Raw genomic sequence first — 15,401 nt, forward strand, 5'->3', positions numbered from 1 at the left:
GCACGGGCCAGCCATGCCGCGCGTGGGTGTGCGATCTTCCGTACTTTGGTACCATTGCCGGTTTCGTCCCCGCGCCCGGTCCGCTACAGATAGCGGCGGATGGCGGCGGAGTCCGTCGCCCCCTGCTCCTCCTTCAACGGGACCGTTCGGAATGAGAACCGCCTGATGCTGAGCGAATTCAACCTGTTCGGTGTCTTCATGGCACCGATTGTCGTCTATGCCGTGGCCGCGCTGCCTGTCACCATGCTGCTACGCTCGCTGCTGTGGTGGTGCGGCGTCATGAAGTGGTTCTGGCATCTCGCCCTGTTCGAGGTTGCGCTATACACTTGCGTCCTCTGCCTGATGATCCTGTACATCTGACTGTCCCAAAAAGGTTCGAGAATCCCCATGCCTCTCTTGCGCACCCTGATCCGTGTGGTCCTGACCCTGGCGGTCGTGACGATGGCCATCGTCATGGGCGTCACCTTATGGGACACCTACATGATTGCCCCCTGGACACGTGACGGACGTGTTCGCGTCTATGTTGTTGACGTGGCGCCGGAAGTCTCGGGCACGGTGGTGCAACTGCCCGTGGTCGACAACCAGTTCGTCCACCGGGGCGACCCGCTGTTCGTGCTTGACCCCGTACGCTTCCGTCTGGCGATCCGCGAGGCACAGGCCAGGCTGGACGGGGCGCTCGAGGACCTGAAGCTCAAGCAGAATGACGCACGCCGCCGTATGGGGCTGGGTGGCATCGTCTCGGCGGAAGAGCAGGAAGTCTTCAACTCGAACGTGGCGACCCAGATCGCATCGGTCGATGCGGCGCGCGCGGCCCTTGACCTGGCCAAGCTGAACCTGCAGCGCTCCATCCTGTATTCCCCGGTCAACGGCAACATCACCAACCTCAACCTGCGGGTGGGTGACTACGTGACCGAGGGCCATGCCCGCCTGGCGGTGATCGATTCCGATTCCTACTGGGTGAACGGCTACTTCGAGGAAACGAAGATGTGGGGCGTGCATGTGGGCGACGAGGCACGCGTCAAGCTGATGGGCTACAAGGACATCCTGCCCGGCCATGTGGTCAGCATCGCACGTGGTATCAATGACCAGAACGGCAGGCCCGACGGGCTGGGCCTGCAGGATGTGAGCCCGATCTTTACATGGGTGCGGCTGGCGCAGCGTATTCCGGTCCGTATCCATCTGGACCACGTGCCCGACAGCGTGACGCTGGCGGCCGGCATGACCGCAACCATTAGCGTGGGCCCCCAGTCCCGTACCCAACGCGGCCGTCTGACGACATGGCTGCAAGACCACCTGTAAGGCGCGGGCACGATCATGAACATCAATTCAGTTACCCGCCGGACCGGCCTGCTGCTGACATCGGCCATCTTCCTGGCCGGTTGCACGGTGGGGCCCCGCTACCAGCCCGACCGGATGAAGCCACCGGCCAAGTTCACCGAGGATGACCACGCCGCCACCCCGGAGGAAATCGAGGAAACCAACAAGGAACTGAAACAGTGGTGGCATCTGTTCAAGGATCCTGAACTCGACAAGCTCATCGACAAGGCCATCGCGGGTAACTACAACCTGCAGGTCGCGGGCCAGCGGATCATGGCGGAACGCGCCATTCGTGACGTGCAGGCATCGCAGTGGTACCCGCAGGTGGATACGCAGGCATCCGCAGGTGACGTGCGGTATTCGATCAATATCGACAACTGGCCGCTGCGGCCCGGCAACCCTGTCAACCATCCACAGGCGTCCTACCTGGGCTATGGTTTCAGCGCCAGCTGGCAGATTGACGTGTTCGGCCGCATCCGCCGCAGCGTGGAAGCCGAAAACCGCGCGGTCGAGGAATCGATCGAGGACCGTCGTGGCGTGATGGTGATGATGCTGGCCGAACTGGCCGGTGACTACATGATGCTGCGCGACCAGCAACTGCGGCTGGAAATCGCGAACAACAACATTCACGTGGCGCAGGATGCGTATGACCTGACCAGCCGGCTGTACCTGGAAGGCGTGGGCAACACCATGCAGATCGCGCAGGCCAAGGCGGAGCTGGATTCACAGACCGCGGCGCGCGAACCGCTGAAAACCCATATTTCCCAGATCACGCATGCCATCGACGTACTGATGGGCCAGATGCCAGGCACGTCGGAACTGGAACTGAAAGTAGCCAAGCCGCTGCCGCCGGTGCCGGAATTCCCGTCGACCATGCCCTCCATGGTCATTGCCAACCGGCCCGACATCCGCAAGGCCGAGCGGACTTATGCCGAAGCCACGGCACGGATTGGCGTGGCGGTGGCCCAGCTGTACCCCAACTTCACCATTCCGCTGAACTTCAACCCCAATGCATCGGCCCTGTACCAGGTGTTCCAGATGGGGGGCATGAGCTGGCAGTTCCTGATGATGGCCTCCCTGCCGCTGATGCATGGTGGCAAATACACGTCCCAGATCCGCATGGCGCAGGCGGCGGCCGAGGCCAGCCGTCTTGCCTATCGCCAGTCCGTTCTCAACGGCTTCAAGGAAGTCGAGGATGCGATGGCCGCGTGGCATGATGACGAGGAACACACCGAACTGCTGGCCAAGGCTGCCGAAGACAGCGCCCTGGCCAGCGAGCGCGCCCGCAAGCTGTATGCCGCGGGTCTGGTCGGGTTCCTGGAAGTGCTGACCACCGAACGCACAACCCTGAACGCCCAGAATGCCGAAGCCATGGCCCGGCTGGAACGGCTGCAGGACGCCATCAACCTCTATACGGCGCTGGGCGCAGGCTGGCAGGGCATTGCCCTGACCAATACGACCCTGCCCGTATCACTTGAAAAACAGAACATGCTGGCCCGCGCTTTCCAGCAATAATATCCCCGCCTTGACCGGGCGCCACAGGATGGGCGGCCCGGCCCTGACAGACCATTTTGTGGCATTGCGTACCCTGCGCCGGCCCCGGGGCGGGACGCAATGCCAATAAAATAACGGCAGATGATTGCCCTGTGTGCAGCATATGCTACACAGACGCCATTGGGCGAGCTTGGCGGAATGGTAGACGCACGAGACTTAAAATCTTGCGCCCGCAACAGGGCGTGCGGGTTCGAGTCCCGCAGCTCGCACCACATCATTCATTGACTTGGTTTATTTTTCTGGACTGCTGTAATCAAGGTCCGGGTTTGCTCCACAATTTGCCATGCTATCTGGAAAATTCATTTTCTCAATGGGTTATGGAATTAATTGCGGGATTGCAAGAATTTCGTGTCCCACAATTTGCAGGTTGCCTGATCAACCCGTTCCCGATTTTCCAGATATTTATAACATGGCATGATAATGTGGCCGAAGCATCAGGTACACATGCTATTCGGCCGTACGGGTATCCGGTGCAAAGACCAGGCAGTACAGGCCACCCAGGCCAAGCAAAACCGCCGATACCTGAAGAACACGATCGGTCCCGAAATCCCGTGCCATAATGGGCAGCAGCAACGTGCACAGGGACACGCACAGCCGGGTTACCGTCTGTACCAGGCCATTGCATGAAGCCCTTACCGCAACGGGAAAGAGTTCAGCCATATAGACATACTGCATGCAGCACGCGGCGGATAGCACCAGTGCAAAGACCGCCAGAAGCAGGATCTGTATTTCGGGTGCGAATGGATGCCCCGAAGCCAGAACAAAAAGCACGAACGAGGAAATCAGGAACGTACCGGACAGAAATGCCGGTCGGGATAACCGGTCCACGATGGCACGTCCGGCAAGGGAACCGATAATGATGAATACCGCATAAATCATGCCCCCCAGATAGGCACTGTGGATACCAAGCGCGCCAAGGATCTGGAGCAGGAACGTACCGATCCCGAAAAAAGGTACGAGCTGCGCGGTCAGGAATACAAATGCTACAACCATGCGCCGTGGTACAGGCGCCGTGGCCAGTCCACCCCATTTATGCCTGCGTTCCGGTCTGGCCGTTGGCACCGCCCTGACCTGATAACCGGGAAAATGCCGCCGTATGATCACGGCCACATCATCATGCCGCTCCTTTGTCAGAAGCCAGGAAAGGGATTCCGGCAGACGCATCCGGACACCGTAGACCAGCATTGCCGGCAGGGCACTGAACATGAGACACCATCGCCAGCCGGAACCACCCGGCGCGCACCACAGATAGCCCAGCTGGAACGAAAGCGCGAAACCGAACGTCCAGCCCACAAGCATCGTACTGAGGCGTCTGCCCCGCGCGGCAAGGGGCGAAAACTCGATCTGATAGACATTCCCGGCCACATAGTCCGCCGCCAGGGCAACCCCCAGCGCAAACCGCAGCAGGGCAAGCTGCATAACGGACGTGACCAGCCCCTGTGCAAGCGAAAAGACAATGGTCAGCATCATCCCCGACTGCAGCAGGGGTTTGCGGCCGAACCGGTCCGCGGCCTGTCCGATCACGAATGCCCCGCACAGCAGCCCGAACAGCGTGCCACTCCCCACCATGCCGCTGCCCATGGCATCCGCATGCAACGTATCATGAACAAAAGGCATGACCGCGCCAATGCCGCCAATTACATAGCCATCACAGAACATGCCCCCCACCGCACTGAACGCCACCATGGCATGCAGCCGACCACGCGGCAGTTCGCTCACATGGCAACATGTGAGACCGGATTGCGCAGGCGGAGGCACATGGATACCCTGCCCGGACGAACAGGTCATGGCACATGGACAGTCCGGTTGAGTGTTTTCACAATGGCCGGAAGCGTGAATGGCAGTACACCCACACACCCTGCAAAACCGAGGATGCCGATGGCCACCAGCGGCACATTCGCGTCAATCATGATACCGGCAACAGGACCACTGACGGCAAAGGCCATTCTGTCACAACCACCGGCCAGTGCGCCCGTGCGCCCGGTCGGGTCAATGGCGGCTGCCACCCCCATGAGAATGGGATAGGCAAACATGACCGCAATGAAGAAAAGGACCATGCCCCCTACGTAAACGGCCGAAGAAGACCCGATATAGATAATGATGCTGCCAATACCGCTTGCAGTCAGTCCAATGACAAGCAGGGCCTGTCGCGACAGATAACGCGACAGCAGGGCCGAACCGGTACTCCCCAGTATGCCTGCAAAAATACTGGTGGAAAAAACCACGGACAGCATGGCGGGAGACATGTGCAGCGCCCGTCCCGCACGTTCAGCAAAGATCCATACGGCACTCATTCCCATCGAGGACGCGACCCATAATACCAGCAGCGCCACAACCCCGGCCCGCGTCGGCACGGGAGCAGGCCGCGCGATGGAAACCGTCCCGGATGCCGCGCCCCGCAGTCCCGCCAGCGGAAGAATGCAGGGAAGCAGTACGACAGGCACCGCGGCAAATGCCAGGAATGCCGCCGGGCGCGACATCCACGTGGATGCCAGACCGGCCACATCTATGACGGCCACCGTAACAATAACGCTTCCGGCATTGGCAAAACTGTAAATACGGTCAGGTTCTTTCGTGCCGGCACCAGCCACGAAGAATCCGCCATAAAGCAGGCCGTATCCTATGCCGGACAGGGATGAATAAATGCAGATCCGTATTATTTCAGAGTAATCGAAATACAGGATCAGGTTCGCGCAGCTTACGATTACCGCTCCCCCTGTACAGGACCATACCGGGGGAATACGGGCGCTATAGGGAGCCAGAACCATCATCAGGAACGCCATGGAGGCAATCTGGCAGAAGCTGAAAAAACCCGTATCGGTTGCCGACAGATGGGCGGAATCCGTCAGGATGCCGACCTGAACGGGCATGGTTGAGGAACCAAGATGGCCAAGTCCGGCCACGACGGCAAAAGCGATATAAGGGCCGGGACCAAAATTGTCGCGCGCCGGCAGCACCAGCCTGTCCGACTGGTCCCGTTGTGTCACAGAACCGTCCATGTCCTGTCCTCCTAACCGGTTTTCGGGCTGGCACCTGCCGTTTCCGATGCGACACGATCAAGAACATAATTGGCGGTAAACAGATCCAGATGACCGCCGCCGGAATTCTTGTACAGCGTAATCTCGTCAGCGGACTCCCTGCCCTGCGCACCACTGCACAGGTCGAACAGATCCGCCTTGATGCTGTCCGCGGTAATCAGACCTTCATCGATCGGTATGGTCAGGTCACCGCAACGCAGTGCATTGCGCCGTTCATTGGCGAACAGTGTGGCGCGGACCACGGCTTCGCTGTCCACTTCGCGCATGCGCGGTGTCCAGCCACCGATCAGGTCGACATGCGTACCGGGACTGAGCAGCCTGCCATGCACCAGCGGTGTTTCCGCCATCGTGGCACAGCAGATGATGTCGGCACGCGGCACGGCCTCATCGATATTCTCAACGACCTCGAATGTCCTGCCTGTCCCGAACGGGCTGTCGACCAGCATCCGCTCCAGGTCCCGTGCACGACTGGCCCGCCGGTTCCACAGGAAGACATGCCGCAGGGATGGCCGGACGGAAAGATGCGCGGTCACGGCGTAATACGCCAGGCCGCCCGCTCCGACCATGAGAAGGGCCTGGCTGTCGGGTCGCGACAGCAGGCGCGAACCCAGGGCAGAGTCGCCCGCGGTTTTCCACACCGTCAGTTCCGTTCCATCGACAATGGCGGTCGGCGTGCCGGTCTGGCCATCAAATACCACGACAATACCCTGCGCGGAGGGAATGCCATGGGTGGGATTGTCCGGAAAGAACGTCACCAGTTTGGCGCCAAGCACCTTGCCATCCTGCCAGGCGGGCAGGAGATTGAAGGCGTTGAAGCCACCCTCTATCGGGCGGGACAGCAGCAGTTCGGGGTCGAATTCCATCCGTTCGCGATGCGCTTCGTACAGCGCATCGGTCAGGCTGACAAAATCCGACACACGGCTCATCGTTTCGGCATCAATGAAGCGTGGGCTGGAGCGCTTCCGTGCGGCGTCCATCACAGTGCCCTCATGAAGCGTGATCCATCCAGAATGGCGGCATGTATGTTCCGGCTCAGCACGGCGTCGCCAATGCGCCATAAATGGAAATTGCCCTGCGGATTGTTCATGAGCATCTGCGGCTGCATACTGACAAAGGCATCGTAATCGACTTCTCCCATATTATGTGAAAACGGCCTGAGCGCCTGATAGAGCGTATCCTCGGGCAGCGTCCCCTGTTCATAGACGACCTGCGCGACTTCGCGCTCTTCCTCCCGGTCACTGTATTCCTCGCGCAATACGGCAACCAGACCATTTCCTTCGCGATAGACGTTGGTCAGATGATAGCCGGGGGTCATGACCACATCCTGTTCACGCAGGCGTTTCATGAAATGGACGCGCGCAAGGCCACCGATTTCCTCACCGATCATCTGGTCTGGTGTAACCATTTCCACCAGGGAACCCCGTTCCGCCATGAACTGGGCCACCGTGGCCCCCTGGTGCAGGCCCGTCAGGTCAAAGAGCAGTACATTGGGTGCGGGCCGGACCTTTCCCGAAAGGATGTCCCACGAAGGGATGGCATGTTCGGCACCCTGGAACATGGGGGGCGGCACCCTGCCACCGGTCGCGATCACAACGGCATCCGGCTGTTCCGCCATGACGGCTTCCCTGTCTGCTTCGGTACCCAGCCGGATATCAACCCCCAGCCGCTGCACCTCCATGTTCAGCCAGCGGGTGATGCCCCCCATGTTCTCACGCCAGGACAGGGCGCGTGCCAGCTGCACCTGGCCACCCGGCTGGGGCTCGCGCTCGAACAGCACGACATCATGCCCCCGCGCCGCCGCGACCCGTGCGGCTTCCAGCCCACCGGGCCCACCACCCACCACCACCACGCGACGGGGCTGTTCCGTGCGCCCGACGTCATGGGGCAGCAGTTTTTCACGGCCGGTTGAAATGTTCTGGATACAGATCGCCCCGCCAGCATCCACCCGGTCAACGCAGTAATTCGCACCGATACACTGCCGGATCTCGTCTTCACGGCCATTGAGCATCTTGTTGACCAGGTGCGGATCAGCGATGTGCCCCCGTGTCATGGCAACCATATCAAGATGTCCTTCGCCGACCGCGCGCGCGGCCGTTGCAAGATCCCGGATGGCGGAGGCATGAAAGACCGGGATGTCGACTTCCGTCTTGATCGCACTGGGCAGATAAAGGAAAGCACCTGAATCATAGGACATGTCCGGCAGCATGGTCTGCAGCGAACGGAATGAATCACCGGTGCCCTGATAGACGTTCAGGTAATCAATCAGGCCGGAATTGGCGAAGGCCACAGCAATCTTCAGGCATTCCGCTTCGTTCAGCCCGCCCCTGATCAGTTCATCCCCCACGAAGCGGATGCCCACGATGAAGTCGTCCCCGACCCGGTTGCGAATGGCCTCGAGCACCTCCATGCCAAAACGCATGCGGTTTTCCAGACTGCCCCCGTACCTGTCCGTCCGCTGATTGACCGCAGGGGAGAGAAAGCTGTCGATGAGCTGATGCGCGGCAAGCAGAAGTTCACACCCGTCCAGCCCGCCATCCTTGAGCCGCATCGCGGCATCGGCAAACTGCTTTATGACACGACGGAAATCAAAATCTTCCATTTCTTTTGCATAACAATGGTGCTGCTGCTCCCGGTTGGCGCTGGGGCCGATCAGCGGCAGCCAGCCCCGGGTATCCCACCGGCCCCGGCGGCCAAGATGGGTGATCTGGCAGAAGACCGCGGCACCCTCGCCGTGAATCCGGTCAGCGAATTCGCGCAGATAGGGCAGGACACGATCACTGCTGACATCGATCTGGGCAAAGGACAGCGGAGAGTCCGTCGCGATTGAGGAAGACCCGCCGAACATGGTCAGCGCAAGACCGCCACGTGCCTTTTCCTGATGATAGAGCTGGTAGCGCTCCTTGGGCATGCCATCTTCCGCGTAGCCGGGGGCGTGCGCGGTACTGAAAATACGGTTGCGCAATACAAGATGCTTGAGACGGAACGGTTTGAGCAAAGCCTGATGATCGGTCATCTTTCCTCCGGAAATTTTTCCCTGATCGACAAGAACAGGTATCAGCACATTCGTGGCGGCATGCATCCCGACGGGGGGGCTGTTTTTTCACGGCGGCCTGAAAATGCCGTTCTGCTTCAGGAAATCCCGGATCGCCTCGGCGGCCTGTCGGGGGGTGGGGTCCTGCAGCACCACATTGGCCCGCCCGGTCCGCGCGTCCCCGCCGGCGCGCAGCCGTGGCGGTCGCGCGCGCGCGGGTCCCGACGGCCAGGCCGCGCGTTCCTGATCCGTTGCAAATGCAAAGGGTTCCGGCACGATGATGCCGCGACGCGCACGATCATAGGCAAACTGACGCGGTGGCGGCCCTGCTGCCGCCACCATCAGGACGGCAGGCATCGCCACGTGCAGGCGCTGGCGCATGCCTCCCCTTCCGGCCTGAATGACTGTTACGGCATTTTCCCGCACGCACTCCACGGCGGCGACGTCGGCCACCAGTGCGCAGCCAAGGGCCCGGGCAAGCAGATAGGGCACCATGCCACTGCATTCCCCCTGTTCCGCCCTGTCGCCACATATGATGAGGTCCGGTACCGGCGACTGCACAAAGGACAGGATGGCGGGTGTGATCTCCACATCCCCATCAGCAGGCCCACGGACATGAAGCCGCGGCAGGCCCATGCCCAGATAGTCCCGCAATGCGGGGTCGGCCGGATTACCGACATGCAGGGCACGGGGGGTGGCTGTAATGTCCAGGGCAAGCGACAGGGCGGACACATCCGCCCGCGCGGCACGGGGCCGGCCGGAAACCGGGTGCCGGCCACGTGAAAGCAGGACCATGACATCAACCGTCATGCCGCGTGTCCTCCCCCAGCGCGGCAAGAACCGGCATGACGGCCTGCGCATCGGCAATAATGGCAAGATCGGCCCGCCGTACGATGGCCGCATAGGGATCGGTATTGACCGCTACAACCAGACGGCAGTGCTGGATACCCTGCAGATGCTGCGGCGCGCCCGATATGCCAAATGCCACATAGCAATCAGCCTGCAGGATTGTGCCCGATGCGCCAACCTGCCGGTCACGTGGCAGCAGCCCCGCATCACATACCATGCGGCTTGCCCCCACGGTGGCACCCAGTGTGTCCGCAACCCGGAAAAAGGCACTCCAGTCATGCACCCCCTCTCCGGCACTGACGATAAACCGCGCTTCCGCCAGCGGCAGGTTGCGGGTATCCTGCGCAACCGGTCCCGCATTCACGACCATGGCGTCGGACAGGACATGCCGGGTAAAATGCCAGGGTGCCGCTTCCCTTTCCGGTCCATCATAAAACGGTGCCACACCGGGAAGAAGGGCAAGCAGGCGCGGGGCCACGCGCCGGAATTCGCGGCGACCGCCGTCGGTCAGCGCATGAACCTCGGTTCCATCAATACGGCGCACACCCGTGGCGGGGCGCACATCCGTGGCACTGGCCACGCGCCGCAATACATCTCCTTCATGCAGTGCATCGGCAAAGAGAACATATCGGGCGTTGCAGAATGCCATGGCATCCATCACCACGGCGCAGGCATCCTGCGCCGTCTGCACGGCCGTACCTTCATGCAGCATGACCCGGTCGGCTCCCGTCCGGCCTGCATCCACGGCACCGGGCACTGTGGCGAGGCGCAGCAGGGCCACGCCATCACCCGGCAGGGCATGGGCGGCGCCCAGCAGTTCCCGTTCGGCACCGGGCCATGGATCCGTGCCACAGGTCACGACCAGCACGCAACTGGCGGGATCGGGAATTCTGGCCACTTCCATGGGGACTGGCAGGGTTGCGGCCTGCGGCTGCGTCCGCACGGGCCGACGCCGTGACTGCCGGGGGTCGATCCGTACGCGCGGGGCCGCCGCCCCCTCTTCCGCAGGGGGGGCGGATGCATCATGGGCGTGGGGGTCGATCCGGACCGGCCTGCCCGCCACGGCGGCCTGTCGGGATGCCTGCCGGTTGATGCGCTTCATGTCCGGATTCCCACGGCCGTGGCAAGGATCTCCACCACGTCCGCCACCTCCGGCCGGGTGCCCGTCACACCTTCGAGCATCTGCGCACAGAAGGGGCACGCCACCGCGACATGCCGGGCGCCCGTCTTACGTATATGGTCCATCCGCATATCGGGAATACGGCGTTCACCCTGGATATCCGTCACGGGTGCGCCACCGCCACCGCCGCAGCAGCTTGATCGCATGCCGGAGCGTTCCATTTCCACCAGGTCCGTGCAGGCCGCCCGCAGGACAGCACGGGGTGCATCAAGGACCGCGTTGTAGCGCCCCAGGTAACAGGGATCATGATAGGTGACCCGTTCCTGAAAAGGAGCGCTGACCACAAGCTGCCCCGCCGCAAGCAGGGCGTGCAGCAGTTCGGTATGGTGCAGGACCGCGTACACGCCCCCCAGGGCCGGATATTCCCGTTTCAGGACATGAAAGGCATGCGGGTCCAGTGTCACGATCCGGCGGAAGGACAGGCGGTTGAGCCGCGCAATATTGCCTCTGGCCTGTTCCTGAAAAAGGGCTTCCTCGCCCAGCCTGCGGGCAAGATCCCCGCAATCCTGTTCCATGCCGGGCGGCATGACCGCGAATGACACGCCCGCCATACGCAGCAGGGCGGCGAACTGGCGCAGGGTGCGCTGGTTGCGACGGTCGAAAGCTGCCTCCCCCAGCCACCACAGGCAGTCGGTTTCCTGCCCGGGTTCCAGTTGCGGCAGGCCAAGACCGGCTGCCCAGTCAAGCCGCGTGGCGCAGTCATGGCCGCCAGCCGTATCGGTCATCCGCAGGTTGTCGAGAATCTGTGCGCCCTTACCCGGTGTCTGTCCCCATACCAGCGTCTCGGCGCGGCGCAGGTCGATGACGGCATCCACGTGCTCGATCATCATCGGGCATTCGTACACACAGGCCCGGCATGTCGTGCATGCCCATAGCGTATCGGGCGCCAAGGTTGCGTTTCCGCCTTCAAGATACGCCTGCGCCGGACCGGCCGCGACAGCGTTCCCCACAAGGCCGGGAGCGGGGCTTCCGGCATAATGCAGCGCCGTGCCCGCCGCATCCATTCCGGCGGACAGATCGAAAATCAGCCGCTTGGGGTTCAGCGGCATGCCGGCGGCAAAGGCCGGGCAGGCCAGTTCGCATCGTCCGCACTGGATGCAGGCGTCAAAACCGGCAAGCTGGTTCCATCTGAAATCAGCGGCGGATGAAACACCCAGCCTTTCCCCATCCAGGTCAAGCAGCTGCAGTGCCGTATCCGGCCGCCCCCCAAACCGCGCGGGACGTGGATGGGCAACCAGATGCACGGTCCCGGCCACGACATGCCGCATGGGGCCCCGCCGCATCCCGGCCACCAGCCAGCCACACCCGCACGCCCCCATCAGCATGGCAAGGTCGTAGGCATACCTTTGCGCAACGGAAAAGTCCTGCACGGGGGACAGGAACAGCACCCCGGAAAAAAACAGGAATGAAAGGACAAACCCCACGGAAAGCCATGCAAATGCCCCACCCGAAAGATTGCGCGGCCGCAGCGGCACACGGCGGCGGATCTGCAGGATGATGCCGCTCAGAAGCAGGGCAAGAAAGGGAATGGCGGCAATACCGGCCAGCCGCGAGGCAAACAGGGCCGACAGGACCGCCAGCGCCAGACAGATGACAAAACCACCCGCCAGGCTGGCATGCATCCGTGCGGCGCGTGGCTGGCGCAGCACCACGTTGTGTACATCGCGCATGTAGCGCCGTGGCAGCGCCCTGAGCCCCGCCCACCAGTCAACGGCGGCAGCCTGTCCGGCGCGCCATCTTCTTTCCACACGCAGGGCCTGTATTCCCGCGCCAAGAAAGCCGGCCATTATCACCACAAGCGCGAATTCGGATGGCGGTCGCATGGGCATTTTCAGTATTCAAGGTGGATGGAGCCAAAATACTGCCGTGGCGTACCAATCAGGAACGACTGGTAATCACCGCTCATCGGGTATCCGTTTTCCCCCATGGTCGAGATGTATCGTACGCCTGTAAGGTTATAGACATTGAACCCGAATGTAATGTTTTTCAGGCCAATGCGGTCGCCCAGGTAATAATGAGCACCAAGGGAGGTCAGCCAGTAGCTGGGCACCTTCATGTCGCCGGTATAGCTGAAATTGCGGGCGGATGTATAAGTCGTATCGATATTGGCCTGAAACGGCCCCCAGCGATACGAGAGCGATCCCTTGTACAGAAGCCGGGGATAACCGACGACCTGCTTGCCGGCCGTGGCGTAGCTGACCCCCAGTTCGGAAACATTGTTGTCATATGTGGAATGGTTGTAACTGAGGCTGTTCGTGATCATGAGCCCCTTGATCGGACTGACGGATGCCAGCGCATCCACGCCATTCATGGTAACGCCGCCAACATTGAGCACGGATGTGACCGGGTTGGTGATCGTTCCCGAAGAGACCTGCTGCAGCCGGTTCATGAAGTTGACACGGTACGCGCTCAGTGACGCCGTGATCAGCTGGGACGTGTACCGGTACCCCACGGAATAGGACAGGTCCGTCTCCGGCCTGATTGAGCCGACAGACGCATTGTAGGCCGCCTGCGATACGGCAAAGGGCGAGGCCGAGAGATGATAGCCCGACTGCGCATAGGATTTCGCGTTCTTGGCAAAATCGAAATACAGTTCATGGCGGGGCAGGAACCGCCAGCTTATGTTGACATGGGGCAGGAAGGGTTCGGCCGTGGTCAGGCCCACCCCGCTTGCAATGGCACCACCGGTAAAGGATTCCACCGCCACGCCGTTACCCACGCGCGTGGTGCTCAGCAGCGACTTGAAACCCGCGTGAATGGTCAGGTTTTTCAGAACGCGGAAGTCATCCTGCAGATAGGCCGTAAAGGTATTCGTATTATATGTCTGTGACCACAGTTCGGCGAATGGCGTGCCCCATGGTCCGTAACGGCTTGGAACACCATCCCCCAGAAGCGGCATGTTATAGGCATATTCATTGGATATGTAATGATTGTTTTCATACCATACGCCCAATGTCGCGACATGGCGGCCTATCGTTCCCTGCAGGAAGCTGTTGATGCCGTACCGCTGGAGCGAAGGACGCTTGACCAGCTGCGAAAGCGGTGCCCCCGTATTGGGGGATGGCAGGTAGGGGTCACCCCCCCATGTCACGTCCGAATCCTGGCCGTGGCCATATATCACGCTTTTCCACCTGATATGCCTGGACATGGCCAGATCGACGGTCAGCCCGCCCAGATAGTCGGCAATATCACTGATACCACTGTAATACGTCGCATCCTTGGCATCACTGACCTTGCCCTGGCCCACGGTGTAGACCCCCTGCGCCGCCAGATAGGCGGTCTTGTACGCATTGGCGCCCCCCACCAGGTAATCCATGTTTTCACCAAGGTGGTCCAGCATGTCGAACGAGTAATCAAGGTACGCGTCCTGCTGCAGGTGACCGTAATCATAGAAAAGCGATATCCGGCTGTTGTCACCGACCGGCTGCACAAGTTTTGCATTCACCTGTTGCGAGAACTGATGGCCGTATCCTTTCCATTTTTTCGTATCATCACGGGCATAGGAAACAAAAAACCGGGTTCCCGATGCATTCAGCCTGCCACTGTCCACCCGCACGAATGTCATGAACGAGGAATTGCTGCCAAATCCCTGATCAACCTCGGCACCCGCCTTTTCCTTGGGGTCCCGGCTGACATAGGTGATCGAGCCACCCAGGTTGTTGGTCGAAGGCGTTGCCTCCGATCCCGCACCGGGGGAGGCAACAACCTGCGCGATGTTCTGTGACGAGATGGCCTGCCCTATCGAAAGACCGTTATAGTTGCGATACACCATCTCCCCCAGCGGCATGCCATCAAGCGACATGCCGATCTGGGTCTGGTCGAAACCGCGCATGTAAAGCTGGAGCGACCAGATATCGAGCCCCATCGCATCCGTTGAATTGAACATGACCCCTGGCAGGCGGTTCAGCGCCTTGAGCGGACTCGCGCCGGGAATCTGCGCACGGATTGCATCGGCAGAGACGATCGATATCTGTCCGTGCGAACGGTGGGCGGAATGCACGCTGATGGATTCGGCCGTATTGGATGCACGGACGGTTGCCTGCGCATGCGGGCTGGCGGCCGTTCCCGTACGGGGATGATGGGCGCCTGCAGGCTGGCGGGACGGGTGCGGTGTTACCGTCTGGGCCAGCACGGGCGAAGGGAGGCCAACACAGGCGAGAAAAAGCGCCTTGCGGAAGCTCTTCCACGCAATGCCGTTATTTATGGATAGGGCGCTATGCAAGGCTACCGACTCCTTTTACATGAATTCAGGAAAGAGGCAACTTGTTCACACACACGTTATAAGTAAGTTTTTATCCGGTTTTTATATTGTTACTTAACAGATACGATTATGATAGGCAGATGGCATTCAAAAAAACAAACAAATTTAATAAATTTTTTATTTTTTTATTGTTCAACAACAAGATCGAATATTATTTCTTTATTTTTTAAT

11 protein-coding genes and 1 tRNA gene are annotated in these 15,401 nt (G+C 60.7%); 4 read left to right on the forward strand and 8 right to left on the reverse strand.

All coding sequences use genetic code 11. The annotated features are described in order from the left end of the window. Positions 1 to 165: 165 nt before the first annotated feature. The 4 genes from LDL32_RS11480 to LDL32_RS11495 all read left to right on the forward strand — a co-directional run bounded on the left by LDL32_RS11480 (position 166) and on the right by LDL32_RS11495 (position 3,083). Positions 166 to 360 (forward strand): DUF1656 domain-containing protein, encoded by a 195-nt coding sequence (locus LDL32_RS11480; protein ID WP_007397336.1) that lies wholly within the window; start codon positions 166 to 168, stop codon positions 358 to 360. 27 nt (positions 361 to 387) lie between these two features. Continuing rightward, a complete protein-coding gene (locus tag LDL32_RS11485; protein ID WP_233067027.1) occupies positions 388 to 1,299 on the forward strand; it encodes an HlyD family secretion protein in 912 nt (303 codons plus the stop codon). A gap of 15 nt (positions 1,300 to 1,314) precedes the next feature. Further along, positions 1,315 to 2,832, forward strand: a complete 1,518-nt coding sequence (locus LDL32_RS11490) for an efflux transporter outer membrane subunit (protein WP_233067029.1) — start codon at positions 1,315 to 1,317, stop codon at positions 2,830 to 2,832. A 163-nt stretch (positions 2,833 to 2,995) separates the two neighbouring features. Beyond that, a tRNA-Leu gene (locus LDL32_RS11495) sits at positions 2,996 to 3,083 on the forward strand. A gap of 235 nt (positions 3,084 to 3,318) precedes the next feature. Here the strand turns inward: LDL32_RS11495 and LDL32_RS11500 are convergent. The 8 genes from LDL32_RS11500 to LDL32_RS11535 form a co-directional block, all read right to left on the reverse strand. Further along, positions 3,319 to 4,590, reverse strand: coding sequence for an MFS transporter (locus LDL32_RS11500; protein ID WP_233067030.1), 1,272 nt, complete (start codon positions 4,588 to 4,590; stop codon positions 3,319 to 3,321). Positions 4,591 to 4,655: 65 nt separating this feature from the next. Beyond that, on the reverse strand, positions 4,656 to 5,870 hold the full coding sequence (locus LDL32_RS11505) for a hypothetical protein (protein ID WP_233067032.1): 1,215 nt from the start codon (positions 5,868 to 5,870) through the stop codon (positions 4,656 to 4,658). Between the two features lie 11 nt (positions 5,871 to 5,881). After that, positions 5,882 to 6,886, reverse strand: a complete 1,005-nt coding sequence (locus LDL32_RS11510) for an ornithine cyclodeaminase family protein (protein WP_233067034.1) — start codon at positions 6,884 to 6,886, stop codon at positions 5,882 to 5,884. After that, positions 6,886 to 8,922: an FAD-dependent oxidoreductase gene (locus tag LDL32_RS11515; RefSeq protein WP_233067036.1), complete on the reverse strand. Its 2,037-nt coding sequence runs from the start codon at positions 8,920 to 8,922 to the stop codon at positions 6,886 to 6,888. The genes LDL32_RS11510 and LDL32_RS11515 overlap by 1 nt, the downstream gene beginning before the upstream one ends. A gap of 87 nt (positions 8,923 to 9,009) precedes the next feature. After that, a complete protein-coding gene (locus tag LDL32_RS11520; protein ID WP_233067038.1) occupies positions 9,010 to 9,750 on the reverse strand; it encodes a hypothetical protein in 741 nt (246 codons plus the stop codon). After that, entirely contained in the window at positions 9,740 to 10,891 is a 1,152-nt protein-coding gene (locus LDL32_RS11525; protein ID WP_233067040.1) for an electron transfer flavoprotein subunit alpha/FixB family protein, read from the reverse strand. The genes LDL32_RS11520 and LDL32_RS11525 overlap by 11 nt, the downstream gene beginning before the upstream one ends. Then, positions 10,888 to 12,792, reverse strand: coding sequence for a DUF3483 domain-containing protein (locus LDL32_RS11530; protein ID WP_233067042.1), 1,905 nt, complete (start codon positions 12,790 to 12,792; stop codon positions 10,888 to 10,890). The genes LDL32_RS11525 and LDL32_RS11530 overlap by 4 nt, the downstream gene beginning before the upstream one ends. 8 nt (positions 12,793 to 12,800) lie before the next feature. Then, a complete protein-coding gene (locus tag LDL32_RS11535) occupies positions 12,801 to 15,191 on the reverse strand; it encodes a TonB-dependent receptor (RefSeq protein WP_233067044.1) in 2,391 nt (796 codons plus the stop codon). Positions 15,192 to 15,401 lie beyond the last annotated feature (210 nt).

It is taken from the genome of Komagataeibacter sp. FNDCF1, assembly GCF_021295335.1.
In the GTDB taxonomy this organism is placed as follows: Bacteria; Pseudomonadota; Alphaproteobacteria; order Acetobacterales; family Acetobacteraceae; genus Komagataeibacter.

Coding starts and splice junctions, on each gene's coding strand:
- LDL32_RS11480 (WP_007397336.1), top strand. CDS start 166: ATGCTGAGCGAATTCAACCTGTTCGGTGTCTTCATGGCACCGATTGTC.
- LDL32_RS11485 (WP_233067027.1), top strand. CDS start 388: ATGCCTCTCTTGCGCACCCTGATCCGTGTGGTCCTGACCCTGGCGGTC.
- LDL32_RS11490 (WP_233067029.1), top strand. CDS start 1,315: ATGAACATCAATTCAGTTACCCGCCGGACCGGCCTGCTGCTGACATCG.
- LDL32_RS11505 (WP_233067032.1), bottom strand. CDS start 5,870: ATGGACGGTTCTGTGACACAACGGGACCAGTCGGACAGGCTGGTGCTG.
- LDL32_RS11510 (WP_233067034.1), bottom strand. CDS start 6,886: ATGGACGCCGCACGGAAGCGCTCCAGCCCACGCTTCATTGATGCCGAA.
- LDL32_RS11515 (WP_233067036.1), bottom strand. CDS start 8,922: ATGACCGATCATCAGGCTTTGCTCAAACCGTTCCGTCTCAAGCATCTT.
- LDL32_RS11520 (WP_233067038.1), bottom strand. CDS start 9,750: ATGACGGTTGATGTCATGGTCCTGCTTTCACGTGGCCGGCACCCGGTT.
- LDL32_RS11525 (WP_233067040.1), bottom strand. CDS start 10,891: ATGAAGCGCATCAACCGGCAGGCATCCCGACAGGCCGCCGTGGCGGGC.
- LDL32_RS11530 (WP_233067042.1), bottom strand. CDS start 12,792: ATGCGACCGCCATCCGAATTCGCGCTTGTGGTGATAATGGCCGGCTTT.